Source organism: Streptomyces sp. NPDC041135 (assembly GCF_055592085.1).
In genome coordinates this window covers 141587-164086 of record NZ_JBVIYZ010000008.1, presented here as the reverse complement: position 1 = coordinate 164086, position 22500 = coordinate 141587, and the positions used below count along the sequence as shown (strand labels likewise).

20 protein-coding genes are annotated in these 22500 nt (G+C 73.4%); 13 read left to right on the top strand and 7 right to left on the bottom strand.

Annotated elements, in window-relative coordinates; genetic code table 11:
• Window positions 1-6: 6 nt before the first annotated feature.
• Window positions 7-672, bottom strand: coding sequence for a bifunctional DNA primase/polymerase (locus ACZ6CZ_RS20555; protein WP_469022989.1), 666 nt, complete (start codon window positions 670-672; stop codon window positions 7-9).
• A 503-nt stretch (window positions 673-1175) separates the two neighbouring features.
• Between ACZ6CZ_RS20555 and ACZ6CZ_RS20550 the strand changes: the two genes are divergently transcribed.
• The 4 genes from ACZ6CZ_RS20550 (at window position 1176) to ACZ6CZ_RS20535 (ending at window position 7176) form a co-directional block, all read left to right on the top strand.
• A complete protein-coding gene (locus tag ACZ6CZ_RS20550) occupies window positions 1176-2726 on the top strand; it encodes a PP2C family protein-serine/threonine phosphatase (RefSeq protein WP_469022986.1) in 1551 nt (516 codons plus the stop codon).
• 169 nt (window positions 2727-2895) lie between these two features.
• Window positions 2896-4356, top strand: a complete 1461-nt coding sequence (locus ACZ6CZ_RS20545) for an aminopeptidase P family protein (RefSeq protein WP_469022983.1) — start codon at window positions 2896-2898, stop codon at window positions 4354-4356.
• A 136-nt stretch (window positions 4357-4492) separates the two neighbouring features.
• On the top strand, window positions 4493-5857 hold the full coding sequence (gene pdxR, locus ACZ6CZ_RS20540; RefSeq protein WP_469022981.1) for a MocR-like pyridoxine biosynthesis transcription factor PdxR: 1365 nt from the start codon (window positions 4493-4495) through the stop codon (window positions 5855-5857).
• 83 nt (window positions 5858-5940) lie between these two features.
• Window positions 5941-7176 (top strand): MFS transporter, encoded by a 1236-nt coding sequence (locus tag ACZ6CZ_RS20535; protein WP_469022978.1) that lies wholly within the window; start codon window positions 5941-5943, stop codon window positions 7174-7176.
• Window positions 7177-7297: 121 nt separating this feature from the next.
• On the opposite strand, the gene ACZ6CZ_RS20530 is transcribed toward ACZ6CZ_RS20535, so the two are convergent.
• A complete protein-coding gene (locus ACZ6CZ_RS20530) occupies window positions 7298-7744 on the bottom strand; it encodes an ATP-binding protein (protein WP_469022975.1) in 447 nt (148 codons plus the stop codon).
• Between the two features lie 233 nt (window positions 7745-7977).
• Here ACZ6CZ_RS20530 and ACZ6CZ_RS20525 point away from each other — a divergent pair, with 233 nt between their 5' ends.
• The 9 genes from ACZ6CZ_RS20525 to ACZ6CZ_RS20485 all read left to right on the top strand — a co-directional run bounded on the left by ACZ6CZ_RS20525 (window position 7978) and on the right by ACZ6CZ_RS20485 (window position 18459).
• Window positions 7978-8940 (top strand): hypothetical protein, encoded by a 963-nt coding sequence (locus tag ACZ6CZ_RS20525; protein ID WP_469022972.1) that lies wholly within the window; start codon window positions 7978-7980, stop codon window positions 8938-8940.
• A gap of 343 nt (window positions 8941-9283) precedes the next feature.
• Entirely contained in the window at window positions 9284-10015 is a 732-nt protein-coding gene (locus ACZ6CZ_RS20520; protein ID WP_469022970.1) for a YcnI family copper-binding membrane protein, read from the top strand.
• A gap of 189 nt (window positions 10016-10204) precedes the next feature.
• Window positions 10205-10858 carry an SCO family protein gene (locus tag ACZ6CZ_RS20515; RefSeq protein ID WP_469022968.1) on the top strand — a complete coding sequence of 218 codons (654 nt, stop codon included), beginning with the start codon at window positions 10205-10207 and terminating at the stop codon, window positions 10856-10858.
• Window positions 10855-11337, top strand: a complete 483-nt coding sequence (locus ACZ6CZ_RS20510; protein ID WP_469022965.1) for a copper chaperone PCu(A)C — start codon at window positions 10855-10857, stop codon at window positions 11335-11337. Before ACZ6CZ_RS20515 ends, ACZ6CZ_RS20510 begins: the two co-directional genes overlap by 4 nt.
• Before the next feature lie 47 nt (window positions 11338-11384).
• A complete protein-coding gene (locus ACZ6CZ_RS20505; protein ID WP_469022963.1) occupies window positions 11385-13469 on the top strand; it encodes a copper resistance CopC/CopD family protein in 2085 nt (694 codons plus the stop codon).
• A gap of 8 nt (window positions 13470-13477) precedes the next feature.
• Window positions 13478-14827 (top strand): iron uptake transporter deferrochelatase/peroxidase subunit, encoded by a 1350-nt coding sequence (gene efeB / locus ACZ6CZ_RS20500; protein ID WP_469022960.1) that lies wholly within the window; start codon window positions 13478-13480, stop codon window positions 14825-14827.
• 80 nt (window positions 14828-14907) lie between these two features.
• Window positions 14908-15840 carry a prephenate dehydratase gene (gene pheA, locus ACZ6CZ_RS20495; protein ID WP_469022958.1) on the top strand — a complete coding sequence of 311 codons (933 nt, stop codon included), beginning with the start codon at window positions 14908-14910 and terminating at the stop codon, window positions 15838-15840.
• A gap of 541 nt (window positions 15841-16381) precedes the next feature.
• Window positions 16382-17659 (top strand): serine--tRNA ligase, encoded by a 1278-nt coding sequence (gene serS, locus ACZ6CZ_RS20490; protein ID WP_469022955.1) that lies wholly within the window; start codon window positions 16382-16384, stop codon window positions 17657-17659.
• Window positions 17656-18459: an HAD family hydrolase gene (locus ACZ6CZ_RS20485; protein ID WP_469022953.1), complete on the top strand. Its 804-nt coding sequence runs from the start codon at window positions 17656-17658 to the stop codon at window positions 18457-18459. The genes serS and ACZ6CZ_RS20485 overlap by 4 nt, the downstream gene beginning before the upstream one ends.
• A 43-nt stretch (window positions 18460-18502) precedes the next feature.
• Here ACZ6CZ_RS20485 and ACZ6CZ_RS20480 read toward each other — a convergent pair whose 3' ends face one another.
• From ACZ6CZ_RS20480 to ACZ6CZ_RS20460, 5 genes are all read right to left on the bottom strand, one after another.
• Window positions 18503-18715: an SGM_3592 family protein gene (locus ACZ6CZ_RS20480; RefSeq protein WP_469022950.1), complete on the bottom strand. Its 213-nt coding sequence runs from the start codon at window positions 18713-18715 to the stop codon at window positions 18503-18505.
• Between the two features lie 152 nt (window positions 18716-18867).
• Complete coding sequence (locus ACZ6CZ_RS20475; RefSeq protein ID WP_469022948.1) at window positions 18868-19587, bottom strand: ABC transporter permease subunit; 720 nt, start codon at window positions 19585-19587, stop codon at window positions 18868-18870.
• A gap of 9 nt (window positions 19588-19596) precedes the next feature.
• The gene (locus ACZ6CZ_RS20470) at window positions 19597-20508 is read right to left on the bottom strand and encodes an ABC transporter ATP-binding protein (RefSeq protein WP_469022946.1); all 912 of its coding nucleotides are present in this window, start codon (window positions 20506-20508) and stop codon (window positions 19597-19599) included.
• A complete protein-coding gene (locus tag ACZ6CZ_RS20465; protein ID WP_469022944.1) occupies window positions 20505-21422 on the bottom strand; it encodes an ABC transporter permease in 918 nt (305 codons plus the stop codon). The genes ACZ6CZ_RS20470 and ACZ6CZ_RS20465 overlap by 4 nt, the downstream gene beginning before the upstream one ends.
• The gene (locus ACZ6CZ_RS20460) at window positions 21412-22380 is read right to left on the bottom strand and encodes an ABC transporter ATP-binding protein (RefSeq protein ID WP_469023396.1); all 969 of its coding nucleotides are present in this window, start codon (window positions 22378-22380) and stop codon (window positions 21412-21414) included. Before ACZ6CZ_RS20460 ends, ACZ6CZ_RS20465 begins: the two co-directional genes overlap by 11 nt.
• Window positions 22381-22500 lie beyond the last annotated feature (120 nt).

The window sequence follows — 22500 nt, the reverse complement described above, 5'->3', positions numbered from 1 at the left end:
ACACCCCTACAACTCGGGCGCGCTCACACCCGTACGAGTGAGGGCGTCGACGACGGCGTCGACGACGGCCTCCACATCGGGCACCCACGGGGCGGCCGAGCCGGGCAGCGGCGCGCGCTCCCAGCGGATGGCGCCCTGGCCGGTCTCCGACGGGGGCAGGGCGAGGTAGCCGCCCTCGCCGTGGAAGCGCAGGGAGCCGGGCACGAAGTCCTTGGCGTAGAGCAGCTCGCCCAGCTGTTCCATGGAGTACGGCTTGACCAGCAGCGCCCAGCGGGTGGGCGTGGCGATCACCGGGCCCAGGCGCATGCCGCGCCGGTCGAGCAGGGCGAGGGCGCGGGCCGCCGCGAGGGCCGGCAGGCTGACCGCGCAGGGAGCGGCGCCGCCGGTGGCGAGGATGATGGGCGCGCTCGGGCGGTTGCCCCACCACCAGCGCACCATGCGCCCGTCGGTGGTGGCCGCGAGCAGGCCGGGGTCGAAGGGATGGGCTCCGGGCACCGTGCACTCGGGGTCGGGGCAGGCGCAGCCCGCCCGGCCCTGCGGGTCCGGGGCCACGCCCGGGAGCACCGGCCACTGCCATTGGGTCGCGAAGGCCAGGGCCGCGCTGATCAGCTCAGGCCGTCCGGCGTTCCGCCTGGACAGGAGCCTGCGTCGCCTTCCGAGGATCTCGCGCATGAGCGCTCGTTCCTTTCCGTTGCACCGCTGGCAACACCGTGGACCACATCACACCATGTGTCGATCACTTCACCGTGCGTACCTGTTGGCGCATCACACCCCTGCGTGGAGCAGGGGGACCCCCAGGGGGTCGAACATCGACCGCGTCCGCTTCGTCCGCGTCCGTCGTGCGTCTATCAAAAGCACAGTCGCGGCGCGGGGGTGGCGAAGTCTGGCGTTTTACGTCGCGCGTGGTTCTCTCCGCCTCCGCCGCGGGAGGATGGGGCACGGTCGTCGGTGGTTAAGACGCCCGGGTCCGTCGCCAGGTTCCCGGGTGGCCCCCAGCCACCCCTGGCCTTCTCCGAGTACGTACCCATCACGACCGCTGTGACGCTCTGTGGAGCAGGGTCAGTCGACCGCAATGAGCCGATACCCCAGTCATTTTCAAGCCAACTTCCCCAATCGGCAAGGGGTCCGGCACAAACCCCGAGAGGCCCACGGACACCAGGAATCCCAGCAGGACAATGCTGGACATCCCCTCACGAGTGCGTGTACATGTGGAGACACTGCTAGCGGTGCAGAATGACATGGGGGTTTGCGATGCTTCTGAGCAATACGCACCGGTCTGGAAGCCGGACGAGATGAGCGCCCCGCATCCTCCGAAAGTGGCTGGAATCGATTCAACGGTTCCCACGCCCGCACACACTGTCGCGCCCGCATCCCCCGTCCCGGGCGCCCCTCCGCTCCCGGCCCCCGGGTCCCCCGCACCGGGCGCCCTGCTCCAGGACCGGCTGGCCGGCTGGGTCTCCGGCCTCACCACCCTCCACGAACTGACCGAGCGCCTGGCGCGCACCACCGCACTCGAGACCGCGCTGCGGGAGCTGCTGCGTGCCGGGGCCGCGCTCGTCGGCGCCCGCCGCGGCCTGCTCGTCCTGGAACCCGGCGACGGACTCGGCCCCCGCACCACCGTCGGCCTCGGCCTCGGCCGCGCCGACCTCGGCCACCTGGAGACCGTGCCGCGCGGCGCCCTGCCGTACGGCGAGCTGCTCGACACCGCCGCGCGCCCCGGCGGCACGAGCACGGCCGGCGCGGCCGGCGGGCCGGGCGAGAGCGTCCACCCCGACCTGTTCGCCGAGGACGGCCTCGACCCGCGCCACCGCGAGGTCGCCGCCCGCCTCGGATACGCCGCCAGCTACGCGCTGCCGCTGGCCACCGACGCCGCGGGCCGCCTCGGCGCGGCCGTCTGGCTCTACGACGAGCCCGCCGAGCCGCACGCGCGCGAGCGGCACCTCGTCGGCCTGTACCTCCGCTACGCCACCGAGCACCTGGCGCGGCTGCTGGAGGTGGAGCGCACGCGCGCGTGCGTGGCGACCCTCGCCGAGGAACTGCTCCCGTCCCGGCTGCCGCGGGTGGCCGGTGTGCAGCTCGCCGCCCGGCACCGCACCGGCCCGCGCGGCGGCGGCGACTGGTACGACGCGCTGCCGCTGCCGGACGCCGCGCTCGGCCTCTCGGTCGGCTCGGTGACCGGCTCCGGACCCAGCGCGGTCGCGGCGATGGGGCGGCTGCGGGCCTCCCTGCGCGCGTACGCCGTGATGGAGGGCGAGGACCCGGTGGCGGTCCTGTCCGACCTGGAGCTGCTGCTGCGGCTGACCGAGCCCGCCCGCTCGGCGACCGCCCTCTTCGCCTACTGCGAGCCCGCCGCGCGCAAGATCACCCTGGCCGGGGCCGGTCACAGCCCGCCGCTGCTGATCGGCGAGCGCCGCACCGAGTTCGCGGAGACCACCGTCTCGGCGCCGCTGGGCATGCTCGCCTGCTGGGAGGCCCCCAGCGTGGAGATCGAGGCGGACGCAGGCGAAACGGTGCTGCTGTACACCGACGGGCTGCTGCACCGTACCGGCGACTGCATGGACCGCGCCTTCGCGCGGCTGCACGCGGCGGGCGCGAGCGTCCCGCGCGCGCTGCGCCGCGACCCGGGAGCCGTCGCCGACCACGTGCTGCGCACCGTGCTGCCGGACGGCCTGGACCGGGCCGACAGCGAGGAGGACGTGGTCCTGCTGGCGGCCTGCTTCGACTGAGGGCGCCGCGGCCCCCGGCGGCGCGGCGTTGACATGGGAGGCCATATCAGCGCATCCGCCCCGGTCCGCTCCCGGTACGACCGTACGATGATGGTGGTCCCCCTGCTCCGGCCCCGTCCCGAGCGTCGCGGGCCCGGGGGAGATCACATGCCGTATCGAGGAGGATCACGTGGCCGACGAACTCAACCCGGAGACCCCGGAAGCTGAGTCCGAGGAGCCCATCAAGCAGCGGAAGAACGGCCTGTACCCGGGCGTCTCCGACGAGCTGGCCGAGAACATGCAGTCCGGCTGGGCCGACACCGAGCTGCGCGACCTGGAGCCGGTCGAGCAGGCCGCGCACACCGCGCGCCGCCGCGCCGCGCTCTCCGCGCGCTTCCCGGGCGAGCGCCTGGTGATCCCCGCGGGCAACCTGAAGACCCGCTCCAACGACACCGAGTACCCCTTCCGCGCGTCGGTCGAGTACGCGTACCTCACCGGCAACCAGACCGAGGACGGCGTCCTGGTCCTGGAGCCCGTCGCGGGCGGCCACCGGGAGACGATCTACCTGCTGCCGCGCTCCGACCGGGAGAACGGCGAGTTCTGGCTCTCCGGCCAGGGTGAGCTGTGGGTCGGCCGCCGCCACTCCCTGGCGGAGTCCGAGGCGCTGTACGGCATCAAGGCCGCCGACGTGCGCGAGCTGGCCGACCGCCTGCGCGAGGCCACCGGCCCGGTGCGCGTCGTGCGCGGTCACGACGCCGGCATCGAGGCGGCGCTGACCGACAAGGTCACCGCCGAGCGCGACGAGGAGCTGCGCGTCTTCCTCTCCGAGGCCCGCCTGGTCAAGGACGAGTTCGAGGTCGGCGAGCTGCAGAAGGCCGTCGACTCCACCGTGCGCGGCTTCGAGGACGTCGTGAAGGTCCTCGACAAGGCCGAGGCGACCTCCGAGCGCTACATCGAGGGCACGTTCTTCCTCCGCGCGCGCGTGGAGGGCAACGACATCGGCTACGGCTCCATCTGCGCGGCCGGCCCGCACGCCTGCACGCTGCACTGGGTGCGCAACGACGGCCCCGTGCGCCCGGGCGACCTGCTGCTGCTCGACGCGGGCGTCGAGACGCACACCCTGTACACCGCCGACGTCACGCGCACCCTGCCCATCGACGGCACGTACACCGGCATCCAGAAGAAGATCTACGACGCCGTGTACGAGGCCCAGGAGGCCGGCATCGAGGCCGTCCGGCCCGGCGCCAAGTTCCGCGACTTCCACGACGCCGCCCAGCGCGTGCTGACCGAGAAGCTGGTGGAGTGGGGCCTGGTCGAGGGACCGGTGGAGCGCGTCCTGGAGCTGGGTCTGCAGCGCCGCTGGACCCTGCACGGCACCGGCCACATGCTCGGCATGGACGTGCACGACTGCGCGGCCGCCCGGACGGAGACGTACGTGGAGGGCACGCTGGAGCCGGGCATGGTCCTCACCGTCGAGCCCGGCCTGTACTTCCAGGCCGACGACCTGACGGTTCCCGAGGAGTACCGGGGCATCGGCGTCCGCATCGAGGACGACATCCTGGTGACCGGGGACGGCAACCGCAACCTGTCGGCGGGCCTGCCGCGCCGTTCCGACGAGGTCGAGGCCTGGATGGCGTCGCTCAAGGGCTGACGGGACGGCGGGACCGGCGCGAGCGTGAGGCGCACGGGACCGGCAGGACGGCAGGACTGGTAGGACTGGTAGGACACAGCCGGCCGGGCATCCGAGGGGTGTCCGGCCGTTTCACGTGCCTAGGGGGAGGGTCTTCGTGGACGACTTCTGGTCCGGTGTCGGGGTCGACCTGCATCTGGAGCCGGACGGGGCGGACGGGCGCCGGGTCGGTCTGGAGCGGGCGCTGCGGGAAGCGGTGCGGGACGGGCGGCTCGCGCCCGGGACCAGGCTGCCGGCCACCCGGCGGCTCGCGGCCGAGCTGGGCCTATCCCGGGGGACCGCGAAAGCGGCCTACGACCAGCTCGTCGCCGAGGGCTACCTCATGGCCCGGCAGGGCTCCGGCACCCGGGTCGCCGCCCTGCCCTCCCCGGCCTCCGAGGCCCCGCAGGCCCGCACGCGCGCGCAAGCCCCGCACTTCGACCTGCGGCCCGGCAGCCCGGACGTCGGCGCGTTCCCGGCCGCGGCCTGGCTGCGCGCGCTGCGCCGGGCCATAGCGACGGCGCCCTCCCTGGCGTACGACTACGGCGACCCGCGCGGGCGCATCGAGCTGCGCACGGCGCTGTCGGGTTACCTGGGGCGGGCCCGGGGGGTGATCGCGCCGCCCGAGCGCATCGTGATCACCTCCGGGTACGTCCAGGGCCTCGCGCTGCTCACCCGCGTGCTGGACGGCGGCACCGTCGCCATGGAGGACCCCGGGCTGCCCTTCCACCGGGAGGTGGTGCGGCGCAACGGCGGCACGGTCGTCCCGGCCGAGGTCGACGAACGGGGCGTCCGGGTACGGGACCTGGGGGCGGCGAGCGCCGTGGTGGTCACGCCCGCCCACCAGTACCCGACCGGTGTGACGCTGCACCCGGAGCGGCGGCGGGCGCTCAGCGACTGGGCACGCGCGCACGGGGGGCTCGTCGTGGAGGACGACTACGACGGCGAGTTCCGCTACGACCGCCAGCCCGTCGGCGCGCTCCAGGGCATGGCGCCGGGCCAGGTGGCGTACCTGGGCACCGCCTCCAAGACGCTCGGGCCCGCGCTGCGGCTGGGCTGGATGGTGCTGCCGCCGCACCTGGCCGACGCGGTCGCCGACGCCAAGCTGCACAGCGACCACCACACCGAGACGATCGGCCAGCTGGCCCTGGCCGAGCTCATCGACAGCCACGCCTACGACCGCCACGTGCGCGCGTGCCGGCTGCGCTACCGGCGCCGCCGGGACCAGCTGCTGGCCCGCCTCGGCGGCCACCGGGGCGTGCGCGGCATCGCGGCCGGGCTGCACGCGCTGATCGACGTGCCCGACGAGGCCGACGCGCTGGCCCGGGCCGAGGCGGAGGGACTCGCCGTCGGCGGCCTCGGTGAGCACTGGCACACACCGGGCGAGGACCGCCCGCAGGGCCTGGTCGTCGGCTACGGCACCCCCCGCGAGCGGCTGTACCCGGACGCGCTTGAGGTGCTGGCGAAGGTGCTGAACGCCTGAGCCGCGGGAGGGGCGATTGGGCCAGCCGCGGGGAGGCCGATTGGGTCTGCCCGTGAGCCCACCGGGTGCCTAGCGTCCTCGGTATGACGACGAACCGCCCGCAGCGCCTCCTGGCCCTCGCCCAGCTCGCCGGCTCGGTGGGGGACGGCGCCTACTACGTGACCTCGGCGCTGTACTTCACGCGCGTCGTCGGACTCGCCCCCACGCGCGTGGGCCTCGGTCTGACGCTCGCCTGGGCGGTCGGCTCGGTGGTGGGGGTGCCGCTGGGCCGGCTGGCGGACCGGCGCGGGCCGCGCGGCACGGCCGTGCTGCTGGCACTGGCGACGGGGCTGGCGGTGGCGTCCTTCCTCGTGGTGCGCGGCTTCGGGCCGTTCGTCCTGGCCGCCTGCGGCTACGCGTGCGCGCAGTCCGGGCTCGGCGCGGCCCGGCAGGCGCTGCTCGCGGGGCTGGTGCCCGCGGCCGGGCGGACGGGGCTGCTGGCCCGGTTGCAGTCGGCGCTCAACGCCGGTCTCGCGGCGGGCGCGGGCCTCGGCGGACTGGCGCTGCACGCGGGGACGCGGGGGGCGTACCTGGCGGTGTTCGCGATGGACGCCGTGACGTTCCTGCTGTGTGCCGGGCTGCTGCTGCGGCTGCCCGCGGTGAACCCGGCGCCGGTACGCGGACGCTCCGGCGGGCCCGGTGGCCCCGGCGGCTCCGGCGTGCTGCGGGACCGTCCCTACGTGGTCGTCGCCCTCCTCAACACCGTGCTGCTGCTGCGGATGCCGCTGCTGTCCCTGGGCCTGCCGCTGTGGATCGCCGGGCGGACCCAGGCGCCCACCTGGGTGGTGTCCGCGCTGTTCGTGCTCAACACCGGGGCGGTGACGCTGTTCCAGGTGCGGGCGGCCCGCGGGATCACCGGCCTGGCGTCGGCCACCCGGGCCGTGCGGCGCTCGGGGTGGGTGATGCTGGCCGCCTGCGCGGTGCTCGCGCTGTCGGCCGGAGCCGGACCGTGGACGGCCGTGGGACTGCTGACGGCCGGGGCGGTGCTCCAGGTGGCCGCCGAGATGGGGCAGTCGGCGGGCGTCTGGCAGCTCTCCTTCGACCTGGCCCCGGCCGACCGGATCGGCGAGTACCAGGGCTTCTTCGGCACCGGCGTCACCGTGGCCCGCACCCTCGGACCGCTGGTGCTGACGGCACTCCTGGTGCGCTGGGGCACCCCCGGCTGGCTGCTGCTGGGCGGGACCACGCTGGCGGCGTCGTACGCCATGGGCCCGGCGGCGCGCCGGGCCGCCGCCGGGCGCCCGGCAGGGGCGGCCGGCCGGGCGGCGCTCGCGGGCTGAGCGGAGCGCGGCCGAGCGGGACCCGAGGCGGCAGGGGGCGCCCCTGCGTCGGCAGACATGCGTGCACCCTGGAACCCGGCACCGCCGGGAGGTCGTCCGGGTGGGCGGGCCGGCCGGATCGTCAGGCCGTGAGCAGGGAGGGGTCCTTCTTCCACTTGAGGACCTTGTCGAAGCTCACCACCGTGCCGCCGCGGCCGGGCTTGTCGCCGATGTGGACGTGATCGGCGAGTTCCCGGATCAGACACAGCCCCCGGCCGTGCTCGGCGTCCGCGCGGGCGGTGCGGAAGCCCGGCGGGCGGGAGAAGCCGGGGCCCGAGTCGGTCACCTCGATACGGCACTTCTCGCCGTCGAGGTAGGCGGTCACCCGGTAGGCCTCGGCGGGATCGCCGGGGGCGGCGTCGCCGCCGTGCTCGACGGCGTTCGCGCAGGCCTCGCTGAGGGCGACGGAGAGGTCGTAGGAGATGTCGGGGTCGACGCCCGCGGTCTCCATGGTGCCGATCAGCAGCCGGCGGGCGAGCGGCACGCTGGCGGCGTCGCGCCGCAGATGGAGTGACCACCAGATGCTCATGCTCCAGCCTCCTGGCTGCGGCTCGACATACCGTTACGTATTGCCGCCCGTAGGCGGATGTAAGCGCAGAGTCGGCGTGACGCCGCCCATATGGTGGATGCGGCCGGGAAGGAATCGGTGTATGCGGGGCCGGTTCTCGCCGCCGGGCGGTTGCCGCCCGTCACCGCCCGTACCGGAATATCGCGGCCCTGGGGTGAGGTCCGAGGGGGCACAGTGCGATGATGTCCCCCGCCATGACTGCCCCCCACCCGTGCACGGCACGCTCCGGACGCGACGTCCGGATTCTGCGGGCCGCGGTGTTCGCCGCGGTCTGCGTCGTGCTGGCCGCGGGCGGGCACATCCTGGCCTCCTGCACGACCGTCCCGCTGTGGACGCTCGGCGCGGGATTTCTGGGCGCCCTGGCGCTGGTGACGCCCCTCGCCGGGCGCACCCGCTCGCTGCCGGGGATCGTCACGCTGCTCGCCCTCTGCCAGACCGTGCTGCACACGCTGTTCGGGCTGGCCCAGCGGGGCGTGGCCACCGCGGCATCCGGGGCGATGACGACGGCCTCCGGGGCGGCCCCTGCGGCAACGGCCGGCCCGTCCGGTCACGGCGCCGCGCTCGGCCAGGGCGGTACGGCGGGCTCGGCGGCCTCGGCCCTGAGCGACGCCGCGCTCGTCGAACGGGCCGCGCGGCTGGTGTGCGGCACCACGGCGGCGGCGATCAGCCCCGCCCACGCCTACCGCCTCCTCGCCGACGCCCACCTCCTCGACGCGCCCGCCCGCGGCACGGCCGGTACGGCCGGCACCGCAGGCACGGCCGGGATGAGCGGGATGACCGGCATGGGCGGGATGAGCGGCATGCACCACGCCGCCGACGCCACCGGCGCCACCGCGTCCCTGCTGCCGTCCCTGCCGATGCTGCTCGGCCACCTCCTGGCGGCCCTGACCGTCGGGTGGCTGCTGCGCCGGGGCGACGTGGCCGTGCTGCGGCTGATCGACCTCTCGGCGCAGGGAGTCACCGAGGGGGCGCTCGTACGGGCGCTGCGCGCTGCGCTCACGCTGGTGCGCGCCTTGTACGCCGGTCTGCTCCCCAACACCGGGACGTGGCCCCGCGGGCCCCGTGCCGCCCGGGACGAACCGCCGGCCCCGCACACCGCCGCGCTCCAGCACACGGTGATCCGGCGCGGCCCGCCCGCGCTCGCCCTCGCCGCCTGACGCGACGCGACCACACCGCTCACCCGGTACGGGAGAGGGCCGGCCGCCGTCACGCGGCCCCGCGCGTGCCCGTCCGCGACGCCCCGCGCCGTGAACGCCCACGTCGTCGACGCCTCCGCCCTGAACGCCCACGTGTCATGAACGCTCCGTCGCCGGTCCGGGCCTCGCCCGTGCCGCCGGTGCGGCCCGTTCGCCGACGCCCGGTGTCCGCCGGCGGTCCGCGTCCCCGCACGCCGCGTTCACGCACGCCGCGTCCACGGCACCCCGCTTCCGCGGCGCACGCGCGCGTATCCCTCCGCAACCCCGCCATCACCGCTACTCACCGAGTGGAGTGCTCACCACCATGAAGGCTTCCCGTATCGCCGCCGCCGCTGCCGTCGCCGGCACGTCCGTCCTCGCCCTGTCCGTGCCGGCCTTCGCGCACGTCTCGGTACAGCCCGAGGGCACGGCCGCCAAGGGCGGTTACGCCGTGATCGACTTCAAGGTCCCGAACGAGCGCGACAAGGCCTCCACCACCAAGGTCGAGGTCAACTTCCCCGCCGACCACCCGCTGGCCTCGGTGATGCCCGAGCCGATCGCCGGCTGGAACGTGACGGTCACCAAGTCCAAGCTGGACAAGCCGATGGAGATGCACGGCGAGAAGATCAGCGAGGCCGTCACCAAGGTCACCTGGACCGCGGACGGCAAGGGCATCCAGCCCGGCTACTTCCAGAAGTTCCCGCTCTCCGTGGGCGCGCTGCCGGAGGACACCGACGAGCTGGTGTTCAAGGCGATCCAGACGTACTCCAACAAGGAGGTCGTCCGCTGGATCGAGGCGCAGCAGGAGGGCCAGGAGGAGCCGGAGAACCCCGCCCCGGTGCTGGCGCTGTCCGCCGCCACCGACGACCACCACGGCTCCCCGGCCGCCGGTTCCTCCAGCGCCTCCGGCGCGACCGCGAAGGCGGCCGCCGCCACCGAGGCGTCCGGCTCCTCCAGCGACACCACCGCCCGCGTCCTCGGCGTGGTGGGTATCGTCGCCGGCCTGGCGGGAGTGGCCTACGGCGTCTTCGCCGGCCGCCGCCGGACCGCCGCCTGAGCCGCCCGCACCGTCCGCAGCACTGCCCGCACCGCCTGAACCGCCGGAGCCGTCCGACGGTTCGGCGACGCGCACCGGGGGTCGTGCGACGCTGTCGTACGGCCCCCGCACCTGAGGCCGGCCGGAACCGGCCGGTCGGGGTACCACCCCCGGTGCGCGCCGGAATTCTCCTATCTGGGACATTTTTCTATGCGCAAGACGACGTTCGCCGCGGCGGCGCTGCTAGCCGCCGCCACCCTGCCCCTCTCCGCCTGCGGCAGCGGTGACGACGGCACCTCGCCCATCTCCGTGGTTTCCGAGGATTCCGGCTCCGACCGGGCCGCCACCGTCCTCGACCAGCCCTTCGAGAAGCCGGACCTGGTCCTCACCGACACCCACGGCAAGCCGTACGACCTGCGCAAGGAGACCAAGGGCAGGCCGACGCTGATCTACTTCGGCTACACCCACTGCCCCGACGTCTGCCCGCTGACCATGAACAACCTCGCGGTCGCGAAGAAGGCGCTGCCCAAGGCCGACCAGGACAGGCTGCGGGTGGTCTTCGTCACCACCGACCCCGCCCGGGACACCCCGGCCGAACTCGGCAGCTGGCTCAAGGGCATCGACCCCCAGTTCGTCGGCCTCACCGGCGACTTCGCCACCATCCAGGCCGGTGCCCGGTCCCTCGGCATCTCCATCGAGCCGACGACGAAGGACAAGAACGGCAAGACCGTCTCCGTGCACGGCACCCAGGTCATAGCCTTCTCGCCGAAGACCGACGGCGGTTACCTCCTCTACGGCGAGGACACCACCGTCGACGACTACACCAAGGACCTGCCCAGGATCGTCAAGGGAGCCAACCCGTGAGGCGCCGCGCGGCCCTGGTCGCGTCCGCCGTGGCGGGCGTGCTGACCCTGGCCGGCTGCGGCGGTTCCGGGGACTCCCAGAACGCCGGGGACCCGGGGGACTCCGCTCCCGAGCTGTCCGTCAGCGCCGCCTACATGCCTCAGCCGGTGTCGGCCGACATGGCCGCGGGCTTCCTGACGATCGTCAACAAGGGCGGCGCCAAGGACGAGCTGACCTCGGTCGGCAGCGACCTCGCGGGCTCGGTCACCATGCACAGCACCAGCGGCGGTGCCATGCGGGAGGCCGACTCCTTCACCGTCCCCGCGCACGGCCGCGTCGTGTTCGCCAGCGGGGGCAACCACCTGATGTTCGAGCAGCTGAAGCACCGGCCCCGGCAGGGCGACACGGTCACCGTCACCCTGACGTTCGCCGAGTCGGGCACCCGCACCGTCGAGATGCCGGTGCGGTCCGCCACGTACACCCCGTCGACCGGACACTGACCGGACACTGCCGACCGGACATGACCGGTCACTGAGGAGGGACCGCCTTGACCCGGACCGTCACCCCCCGCCTGCGGGCCGTGGTGCTGCTGCTGCTCGCCGTCGGCGGCCTGCTGCTGGGCGGCGCCGCACCGGCCGCCGCGCACGCCGCGCTGACCGGCAGCGACCCCGCGCAGGGGGTGGTGGTCGCCAAGGCGCCCACCCAGGTGTCGCTGACCTTCTCCGAGAAGGTTGCGATGAACGGCGACTCGCTGCGCGTCCTCGATCCCGCGGGCGCCCGGGTCGACCGGGGGCAGCCGGGCAACGTGAGCGGGACGACGTACGCCGTGCGGCTCAAGGACGGGCTGGCCAAGGGCACGTACACGGTCGCCTACCAGGTGGTCTCGGCCGACAGCCATCCCGTCTCGGGCGCCTACACCTTCTCCGTCGGGGCGCCCTCGCGGACCACCGTCTCCGTCTCCGGGGAGACGGCCGGCGGCGGGGTCGTCGGCTGGCTGTACGGACTGGGCCGGTACGTGTCCTACGCCGGGTTCATCGTGCTGGCGGGCGGCGCCGCCTTCGTGCTGGCGTGCTGGCAGCGCGGCTCCGGGGTGCGGGTGATGCAGCGGCTCGTCGTCGGCGGCTGGCTGGCGCTCACCGCGGCCACCCTGTGGCTGCTGCTCCTGCGCGGCTCGTACACCAGCACCGGCAGGGCCGGCGACATCCTCGACCTCGACCTGCTCGGCCAGGTCCTGCAGACCAAGACCGGCGCGGCGCTGGTCTCCCGGCTGCTGCTGCTCGCCGCGGCCGCGCTGTTCATCGCCGTCCTCTTCGGCGCCTACGCCCGCCCGACGCCCGCCTCCCCCCCGGACGACTCCCCGGACGCGGTACCGGACGCCTCCCCGGACGGCGGTGGCGCGGAGCGGCTGCCTGATCCGGGCGCGGACGCGGAGAAGCGCGATCTGGCCTTCGGTCTGGCGATCGGCGGCGCCGTGGTCGCCGCCGGGCTGGCGGCGAGCTGGGCGATGGCCGAACACGCCTCGGTGGGCCTCCAGCCGAGCCTCGCCATGCCCGTCGACGTGCTGCACCTGCTCGCCGTCGCCGCGTGGCTGGGCGGGCTGACCGCCCTGCTGACGGCGCTGTACCGGGCACCCGCCGAGACACCGCTCGACTCCGCCGCCGTGCGCCGCTTCTCCCGTATCGCCTTCGGCTCCGTCGTCACGCTCGTCCTCACCGGCACCTACCAGTCCTGGCGCCAGCTCGGCTCGTGGTCGGCCTTCACCGACACCCGCTACGGGCAGCTGCTGCTGGTGAAGATCGCCCTGGTGGCGCTGCTGGTCGGCACCGCGTCGGTGTCCCGGCGCTGGACGGCCCGCCTGGCCGACAGGACGGCTACGGCGACCACGGCACCGGCGGCGACGGCAGCCGCGGCGACGGCGACGGCGGACACGGATGCCGCCGAGGCCGGCCCGGAAAGGCCGGCGTCGGACGGGGAGCGGGAGCCGGCGACGGCGCGGGTGAAGGAGCGGGTCGGCGCGGCCGCCGGGGGCGGGGACGGCGAGCGGGCCGTTCAGCTCGCCCGGCAGCAGGCCGCGCGGGAGGCCGCCCGGCAGAAGCGGCTGCGGGACGCCGATCCCGACCGCTCGGGGCTACGCCGCTCGGTGCTCGCGGAGGCCGGTGTCGCGGTCGTCCTGCTGGCCGTCACCACCGTGCTGACGCAGACCGAGCCGGGACGCACCGAGCAGGACGCCCGGGCCGCCACGTCGTCGTCCTCCTCCGCCTCGTCGTCGCCGTCATCGTCCTCGTCGTCCGGGGCGCTGACCCTGGACATGCCCTTCGACACCGGCGGCACCGACGGCAAGGGCCTCGTCCGGCTCGACCTCGATCCCGCGCGCGTGGGCGGCAACGAGATGCACGTCTTCGTCCAGCGACCCAACGGCCGTGCCTTCGACATCCCCGAGGTGAAGGTCTCCTTCACCCTCGACGCCAGGAAGATCGGGCCGCTGCCCGTGACGCCCGACCACATCACCACCGGTCACTGGGCGGCGACCGGAGTGCAGATACCCATGGCCGGCGACTGGAAGATCGCCGTGACCGTGCGGACCTCCGACATCGACCAGGCGACCGTCTCCAAGAACGCGCAGATCGGCTGAACCGAACCATGGCTGACCAGACCTCACCGGCGACCCGCACGCCCGATGCCGCTCCCGCTCCCGCTCTCACGAAGTCCGTCCCCGGCGACGGCCGCCCCGGCAGCGGGCCGGACGCCGCCCCCTCCGGCGACGCCCGTCCCGGGGGCGTCTCCCGGCGGGCGCTGCTGGGCACCGCCGGGGCGGCCGGGCTCGCGCTCGGCGCGGCCGGCGCGGCCGTCGGGTACGCCGCCGCGCCCGCCGGGGCCACACCGCTGGCCTCCGTGGGCTCGGGGCGGGTGATGTTTCACGGGAAACATCAGCCGGGCATCACGGACGGTCTCCAGGCGCGCGGCCATCTCGTCGCCTTCGACCTGACGGCGGGGGCCGGCCGCACGGAGGCCGCCGCCCTGCTGCGCCGCTGGTCGGCGACGGCCGAGCGGCTGATGGCGGGCGAGGCGACGGGCAGCGGCGACACGGACGTGGCGCGGGACGCCGGCCCGTCCTCGCTGACGATCACCTTCGGGTTCGGTCACAGCTTCTTCGCCCGGACCGGGCTGGAGAAGCAGCGGCCGTCCGCCCTCGACCCGCTGCCCGCCTTCTCCTCCGACCATCTCGACCGCAGGCGCAGCGACGGCGACCTGTGGGTGCAGATCGGTGCCGACGACGCCCTGGTCGCCTTCCACGCCCTGCGCGCGATCCAGAAGGAGGCGGGCGGCGCGGCCCGTCTGCGCTGGCAGATGAACGGCTTCAACCGCACCCCGGGCGCCACGGCCCACCCCATGACCGCCCGCAATCTCATGGGCCAGCTCGACGGCACGCGCAATCCCCGGCCGGCCGACGCCGACTTCGACGAGCGGATCTTCGTGCCCGCCTCGGGCTCGGACGCTCCCGCGTGGATGGCCGACGGCTCCTACGCCGTCGTACGCCGCATCCGGATGCTCCTCGACGACTGGGAGAAGCTGTCGGTGGCGGCCCAGGAGGCGGTGATCGGGCGCCGCAAGCGGGACGGGGCGCCGCTGACCGGGGGTGGCGAGACGAGCGCGATGGACCTGGAGAAGGCCGACGCGGCGGGTGAGTACGTCGTGCCGCTGAACGCGCACGCCCGGATCAGCCGCCCCGACCAGAACGGCGGCGCGGCGATGCTGCGGCGGCCGTTCTCCTATCACGACGGCTTCGACGCGGACGGGACGCCCGACGCGGGTCTGCTGTTCATCTGCTGGCAGGCGGACCCGTCGCGCGGCTTCGTGCCGGTGCAGCGCAAGCTCGACCGGGGGGACGCGCTGTCGGCGTTCATCCGGCACGAGGCGAGCGGTCTGTTCGCGGTGCCGGGCGGTGCGTCCGAGGGAGAGTACGTGGGGCAGCGGCTGCTGGAGGCGTGAACCGGCCCGGTTCACCCGGCGGAGGGGCTGCCCGTGAGACGGCTCTGCCGGGGTCCGCGGGCGGCCATTAGGGTGAGGTCATGCCAGCGAGTTATGCGTATCTCGGTCCTGAAGGCACCTTCACCGAAGTCGCCCTGCGCACCCTCCCGGAGGCCGCCACCCGGGAGCTGATCCCGTACGTGTCGGTGCAGTCCGCGCTGGACGCGGTGCGGGCCGGTGAGGCCGAGGCCGCGTTCGTGCCGATCGAGAACTCCGTCGAGGGCGGCATCACCACCACCCTGGACGAGCTGGTCGCGGGCGAGCCGCTGATGATCTACCGCGAGGTGCTGCTGTCGATCACCTTCGCGCTGCTGGTCCGGCCGGGGACGAAGCTGTCCGAGATCAAGACGGTGACCGCGCACCCGGCCGCGCAGCCGCAGGTGCGCAACTGGCTGAAGGCCCACCTCCCGGACGCCGTGTGGGAGTCGGCCGCCTCGAACGCGGACGGCGCCCGTCTGGTGCAGGAGGGCCGCTTCGACGCCGCCTTCGCCGGCGAGTTCGCCGCCGCCCGGTACGGCCTCCAGCCGCTGGAGACCGACATCCACGACGCCGAGAACGCGCAGACCCGGTTCGTCCTGGTCGGCCGCCCGGCCCGGCCCGCCGCCCCGAGCGGGGCCGACAAGACCTCCGTGGTGCTGTGGCAGCGCGACGACCACCCCGGTGCCCTGCGGGACCTGCTCGGTGAGTTCGCCACCCGGGGCATCAACCTCATGCTGCTGCAGTCGCGGCCGACCGGTGCCGGAATCGGCAATTACTGCTTCTGCATCGACGCCGAGGGCCATATCTCCGACCGGCGGGTGGCCGAGGCGCTGATGGGCCTGAAGCGGATATGCCTCCAGGTGCGTTTCCTCGGTTCGTACCCCCGGGCGGACATCAGGCCGGCCGACGCCCGGCCGGCGTTGCCGGGGACGTCCGACGCGGAGTTCGTCGGGGCGGCGGACTGGGTGGCGCGGTGCCAGGACGGCCGTTTCTAGGATCGCGACTCGCCGGTCCTACCAGCAGATCTTCGTTATCCACAGGAGTTATCCACAGGTGGCCTTCTCGACCTGGGGACAAGTCGACACCAGGGGGCACCGGGTCGACAAATCGGCCTGCGGCCCGATGGCCGGGCCATCCGCCCGCCCGCCCTCCTTTGTTCACCCATTCCCTGAGGTTCATCTCCCACGGCGACCTCTTTCCACTCGAATGCAGGCGTCGGACCGCTTTGACTTGGGAATTCACCGGTCACCACGCCGGTTCCGGAGTGATCCATTCCGACATCCACAGATTTTCCGCACAGCCTGTGGATAACTCTTCGGCAGTGGCGGCCACCTGTGGACAACCGGCCCCCCAAGTCCCGGTCGGCACAAGGGAATCCGGTCAACGGGGCATCCGGGGCATGCTTCGTCCCAGGGAGTGAGACGATGTTTATTGACACCTGGTGCAAGCACGCGCAATGCCCCCATACCGGTACGTAAGACGTAGTTCGGAATAGGGGTTCGTGGGCGGCGACCGTGCACCGGTAGCCTTGCCCCTGTGATTGACCTTCGCCTGCTCCGTGAGGACCCCGACCGTGTGCGCGCCTCCCAGCGCGCCCGTGGAGAGGACGTCGCGCTCGTCGACGCTCTCCTGTCTGCCGACGAGCGGCGCAGGTCGTCCGGCGTCCGCTTCGACGAGCTGCGAGCCGAGCAGAAGCAGCTCGGCAAGCTCATCCCGAAGGCCTCGGCCGACGAGAAGGCCGAGCTGCTCAAGCGGGCCGAGCAGCTGAAGGCCGACGTCAGGGCGGCCGACGCCGAGCGCGACGCGGCCGACACCGAGACCCAGGAGCTGGTGCTCCGGCTCGGCAACCTGGTCCACCCGGACGTGCCCGTCGGCGGCGAGGAGGACTTCGTCGAGCTGGAGACGCACGGCGTCATCCGCGACTTCGGCGCCGAGGGCTTCGAACCCCGGGACCACCTGGAGCTCGGCCACCTGCTCGGCGCGATCGACGTCGAGCGCGGCGCCAAGGTCTCCGGCTCCCGCTTCTACTTCCTCACCGGCGTCGGCGCCCTGCTGGAGCTGGCCCTGGTCAACGCGGCGATCGCGCAGGCCACCGAGGCCGGTTTCACGCCGATGCTGACCCCGGCGCTCGTGCGCCCGCAGTCCATGGCCGGCACCGGCTTCCTCGGCCAGGCCGCGCAGGACGTCTACCACCTCGACAACGACGACCTGTACCTGGTCGGCACGTCCGAGGTCGCGCTGGCGGCGTACCACATGGACGAGATCATCGACGCCGACCGCCTTCCGCTGCGCTACGCGGGCTTCTCGCCCTGCTTCCGCCGCGAGGCCGGTTCGCACGGCAAGGACACCCGCGGCATCTTCCGCGTCCACCAGTTCGACAAGGTCGAGATGTTCTCGTACGTCGACCCGGCGGACTCGCAGGCCGAGCACCAGCGCCTGCTGGCCTGGGAGAAGCAGTGGCTGACCTCGCTGGAGCTGCCGTTCCGCGTGATCGACGTCGCGACCGGTGACCTCGGCTCCTCGGCCGCCCGCAAGTTCGACTGCGAGGCGTGGATCCCGACCCAGGGCAAGTACCGCGAGCTGACCTCCACCTCGGACTGCACCGAGTACCAGTCCCGCCGGCTGCAGATCCGGATGCGCGACGGCAAGCAGGTCAAGCCGCTGGCCACGCTCAACGGCACGCTGTGCGCCGTACCGCGCACCATCGTGGCGATCCTGGAGAACCACCAGCAGGCCGACGGCTCCGTCCGGGTGCCCGAGGTGCTGCGCCCCTACCTGGGCGGCCGGGAGGTCCTGGAACCGGTGGCCAAGTGAGCCAGGGCTTCCCCTACGGGCTGGTCGCCACCGACCTCGACGGAACGCTCCTGCGCTCCGACGGGTCGATCTCGCGGCGCACCCGTGACGCGCTCGCCGCGGCCACCGCGGCGGGCGCCGCGCACATCGTCGTCACCGGCCGCGCGGTCCCCTGGACCCGGCCCATCCTGGACGACCTCGGCTACGACGGCCTCGCCGTCTGCGGCCAGGGCGCACAGGTCTACGACGCCGGTACGCACCGCCTGCTGACCTCGGTCACGCTCGACCGGCAGCTGGCGGGCGTGGCGCTGGCCAAGATCGAGGCCGAGGTGGGCCCGCTGCACCTGGCGGCCAGCCGCGACGGCCTGGACGGCGAGGTGCTGGTGGGCCCGGGGTACGCGGTCGTCGGCAGGCTGCCCGCCGTCCCGTTCACGGACGTGTCCGACCTGTGGGCCGCGCCGCTCAACAAGATCTACATCCAGCACCCGACGCTGACGGACGACGAGCTGGCCGAGGCCGCGCGCGCGACGGCGGGCGGTTTCGTCTCGGTCGCCATGGCGGGCGAGGGCATAGTGGAGCTGCTGCCGCTCGGTCTGTCCAAGGCGACCGGGCTCTCGCTCGCGGCCCGCCGCCTGGGCCTGAAGGCGGCCGACACGATCGCCTTCGGCGACATGCCCAACGACATCCCGATGTTCGGCTGGGCGGCCCGGGGCGTGGCCATGGCCAACGCCCACCAGGACCTGAAGGCGGTGGCGGACGAGGTCACCGCCTCCCACGACGACGACGGCATCGCGGTCGTCCTGGAGCGGTTGCTGAGCTGATCCGGCGCCGCCCGGCGGCCGCCGGTCTTCGTTGCCAGGGCACCTACCGGCGGCGCCGTCCGCGGCGGCGGGCCGTGCTGAAGAAGCAGCCCGCGGGCGGCTCGTCGGTGCGCCACGGCTGCGGCTCGGGACCCCCGGCGCGCCGGCGGGCGGCGAGCATCCGGGCCCGGGCGGACGGCTCGGCGGTCCCGGCGGACCGTATGGAGTCCTCGTCGAGGACGACCTCGTCCCGGGCGTCGCCGCTCTTACCGCTCACGCCGCTCTCGCCGGCCTCGCCGCTGTCGTCGGGCCGTCCGGGTCCGTCGTACGGTGACGCCTCACCGGCCGTCCCGGCACCTCCCCGTCGTCCTTCACCTCCGCCCGGTCTCGCCGGGCGGAGGTGAGGTCCACGTCAGGAGCCGGGTCCCGTCACTCCTCGCCGGCGAGGGTCAGCGCGCGCAGCTTCTGCCCGGCGTACCAGGTGGCGAGGACGGTGACGGCGACCAGCAGCACCGTGGCCGTGGTCAGTCCGACGTCGGAGGTCACCAGGTCGCCGCCCGCGACCTTGTGGGCGACGGCCAGCGACCACTGCTGGACGCTCAGCGTGCGCGCCCCGGGCACGAGGGAGCCGAACAGGGCCTCCCAGACGAGCGCGTAGACGAGGCCGAAGACCACCGCGTGCCGGGACACCGTGCCCAGCAGCAGGAACAGCGCCGCGTACGCGATGGAGGAGACCAGCGCCGCCACCGTGTAGGCGACCGCGATCTGCTGACCGTTGCCGTTGAGGATGAGCCCGGCGATCAGTGTCGGCAGCGCGGAGAAGACCATCGTCACGGCGACGGCCACGATCAGCTTGGTGAAGATGATCGTCGGCCGCTTCAGCGGCTTGGACAGCAGGTACACCACCGAGCCGTCGTCGATCTCCGGACCGATCGCGCCGGTGCCGGCGATGACGCCGATGATCGGCACCATCGTGGCCAGCGCCAGCCCGCCCAGCAGGTCCGACGCCGTCTGGTCGTCGGCTCCGGCGAGGCCGCGCACCACCACGGAGACGGCGATCAGCAGCAGGGGCAGTGCCCCGAGGATGAGGGCCCGGCGGCGGCCGAGCAGGGCTCGGTACGTGAGCCGGGCGACTGTGGGGTCGTACATCAGGGCCTCCTACGCCGCGACCAGGTACGAGAACACGGACTCGAGGGACTCGTCGGACGGCGAGACCGTGAGCAGCCGGATGCCGTGGTCCCTGGCGACCCTCGGCAGCAGGGCCGTGAAACGGCCGAAGTCGACGGCCTGGACGCGCAGCGCGCCCTCCGCCACGTCGACCTCGATGCCGGCGGTCGACGGGTCGGCGATCAGCGCGGCCGCGAGGGCGCGGTCGTCGCTGGAGCGCACCAGGTAGCGGTGCGGGCGGTCGGTCATCAGGCGGCGGATGCGGCGGAAGTCGCCGCTGGCCGCGTGGCGTCCGGCGACGACGACCTCGATGTGCCGGGCGAGCTGCTCGACCTCTTCGAGGATGTGCGAGGAGAACAGCACCGTGCGGCCCTCGTCGCCCATCCGGCGCAGCAGGTCCATGAGCTGCATGCGCTGGCGGGGGTCCATGCCGTTGAAGGGCTCGTCGAGCAGCAGCAGCGACGGCTCGTGCACCAGCGCCGACGCCATCTTCACGCGCTGGCGCATGCCCTTGGAGTACGTGGCGATCTTCCGGTCCTGCGCGTACTCCATCTCCACCGTGGCCAGCGCCTTCTGGGCGGCCTTGGCGCCCAGGCCGTGCAGCTCGGCGTTGGCGACGACGAACTCGCGCCCGGTGAGGAAGTCGTACATGGCCTCACGCTCGGGGACGATGCCGATGTGCTTGTAGATCTCCTCGTTGCGCCAGGTCGGCCGGCCGTCGAGGGTGACGGTGCCGGTGGAGGGGGCGAGGAAGCCGCCCATCATGTTGATGAGGGTGGACTTCCCGGCGCCGTTGGGTCCGAGCAGGCCGGTGACGCCGGGGCCGATCGTCATGGTGATGTCGTTGACGGCGACCACGTTGCCGAACCAGCGCGAGACGTGATCGATGGTGAGCGTGGTCACAGTCCGACCTTTCGGTAGCGGCGCAGCAGGAGGCCGTAGGCGGCGGCGACGAGGCCCAGGGTGACCAGGACGTACACCGCGCCCTCGGCGTTCGTGGGTCCGACGCCGCCGGGGAACGCCGAACTCGCGCCCAGGAACGCGGACTGCACGCCGTCGATGAGGGTGACGGGCGAGAACAGGCCGATCCAGGCGATGGCCCCGGTGCTGCCGTGCGCGTCGGCGATGGCCTGGAGCGTGGAGACGGCGCCGTAGGAGATGGTCAGGACGGCGATCACGGCGGCGATGCCGAAGCCGCGGCGCGGGGTGACCGACGCGATGACCAGGCCGAGGCCGGCGAAGAGCAGGGAGAGCAGTGCCACGGAGACCAGCCCCTGTGCGAATCCCTCGGTCTGGTCGGCGAAGTCGAGCTTGGCCAGCAGGGCGCCCACGTACAGCACCAGCAGCGGGGCGGCGGTCAGCGCGAACAGCGCCGAGGCGAGCGCCGCGTACTTGGCGCGCACGTAGTCGGCGGTCTCGATGGGCCGCGAGAAGTACAGCGGCACGGTCTTGAAGCGCAGGTCGCGGGAGACGGACTGGGGTGCCTGCGAGGCGACGTACAGGCTGATCACGGCCTGCATGACGATCGCGTAGCGGGTGTAGTCGACCGGCAGGTCCTTGGCCTTGGTGGCGACGGCGACGGCCACCATGATGGCGGCCGGCACGCACATCACCACGAACAGCAGCATGGGCAGCACCTTGGACTTCACCGAGCGGCCCAGGCCGTAGGAGCCGCGCAGGGACTGCGAGTACAGCGAGCGGCGCGCGTAGGCGCGGCCCAGCCGGGGGCCGTCGTAGGTGCGGTAGCCGATGTTGTGGATACGGGTCTGCTCACCCGGCGGCGGGGCCGGGGTCCGCAGGGGCTGCTCAACCGCCATGGCCGACCGCCTCCTTCTGCTGCTGCTCGTCGCTGTCCTGGAAGACCTCGGAGATGCGGTGCCGGCGCTGTTCCATGCGCACCAGGCCGAGGCCCAGGTCGGCGACCACGTCGCGCACGAGGTCGTAGGTGTCCTCGCCCTGCGCGGTCAGCAGCAGGATGTGTCCGGCGCCGGGCAGGCCGCCGCCCTCGGCGTGGGTGGCCACCCCGCGCGCGTGCAGCGCCTCGCGGACCGCTTCGGTGCCGTCGGGGTGTGCGTCGCTGTCGGTGACCTCGATCGCGAGGGTGGTCGTGGTCTGGGTGAAGTCGGTGGTGGAGCTGGAGCGCAGCAGCTTGCCGCCGTCCACGACGACGACGTGGTCGCAGGTGCGTTCCAGCTCGCCCAGCAGGTGGGAGGTGACCAGGACCGAGATGCCGAACTCGGTGTGGATGCGGCGGATCAGGCCGAGCATCTCGTCGCGGCCGACCGGGTCGAGGCCGTTGGTCGGCTCGTCGAGGAAGACCAGCTGCGGGTCGTGCACCAGGGCCTGGGCGAGTTTCACCCGCTGCTTCATGCCGGTGGAGTAGCCGCCGATGGGCCGGTAGCGCTCCTCGTAGAGGCCGACGTGTCGCAGGGTGTCCGCGGTGCGCTCGCGGGCCGCGGTGGGCGGCAGGCCGGACATCCGCGCCATGTGGACGACGAACTCGGTGGCCGAGACGTCCGGCGGCAGGCAGTCGTGCTCGGGCATGTAGCCGACGCGCTCGCGGATGGCGGCCCCATGGGTCGCGACGTCGAGCCCGAGCACCTCGGCGCGGCCCTCGGTGGCGGGGGACAGACCCAGCAGGATCTTGATCAGTGTGGACTTGCCGGCCCCGTTGGCGCCGACGAGCCCGGTCACACCGGGTCCGACGTCCACGGAGAGCCGGTCAAGCGCGGTCACCCGGGGGAACCGCTTGCTCAGGCTTTCGGTCGCGATCACAGTCACGCCTCCGACAGTAGTGACGCGGACCACTGCGGTCATCAGACCTCAGAGCCGTTCCCGGATCCGCCTCCAGTCGTACGGGGCCTTAGGGGATCCCCTGCCTGAGGGCTACGCGCG

Excerpts from the sequence above, each read along its gene's own strand:
- ACZ6CZ_RS20555 (WP_469022989.1), bottom strand. The coding sequence starts at position 672 with ATGCGCGAGATCCTCGGAAGGCGACGCAGGCTCCTGTCCAGGCGGAAC.
- ACZ6CZ_RS20550 (WP_469022986.1), top strand. The coding sequence starts at position 1,176 with ATGCTGGACATCCCCTCACGAGTGCGTGTACATGTGGAGACACTGCTA.
- ACZ6CZ_RS20535 (WP_469022978.1), top strand. The coding sequence starts at position 5,941 with ATGACGACGAACCGCCCGCAGCGCCTCCTGGCCCTCGCCCAGCTCGCC.
- ACZ6CZ_RS20530 (WP_469022975.1), bottom strand. The coding sequence starts at position 7,744 with ATGAGCATCTGGTGGTCACTCCATCTGCGGCGCGACGCCGCCAGCGTG.
- ACZ6CZ_RS20525 (WP_469022972.1), top strand. The coding sequence starts at position 7,978 with ATGACTGCCCCCCACCCGTGCACGGCACGCTCCGGACGCGACGTCCGG.
- ACZ6CZ_RS20520 (WP_469022970.1), top strand. The coding sequence starts at position 9,284 with ATGAAGGCTTCCCGTATCGCCGCCGCCGCTGCCGTCGCCGGCACGTCC.
- ACZ6CZ_RS20515 (WP_469022968.1), top strand. The coding sequence starts at position 10,205 with ATGCGCAAGACGACGTTCGCCGCGGCGGCGCTGCTAGCCGCCGCCACC.
- efeB (WP_469022960.1), top strand. The coding sequence starts at position 13,478 with ATGGCTGACCAGACCTCACCGGCGACCCGCACGCCCGATGCCGCTCCC.
- pheA (WP_469022958.1), top strand. The coding sequence starts at position 14,908 with ATGCCAGCGAGTTATGCGTATCTCGGTCCTGAAGGCACCTTCACCGAA.
- ACZ6CZ_RS20475 (WP_469022948.1), bottom strand. The coding sequence starts at position 19,587 with ATGTACGACCCCACAGTCGCCCGGCTCACGTACCGAGCCCTGCTCGGC.
- ACZ6CZ_RS20465 (WP_469022944.1), bottom strand. The coding sequence starts at position 21,422 with ATGGCGGTTGAGCAGCCCCTGCGGACCCCGGCCCCGCCGCCGGGTGAG.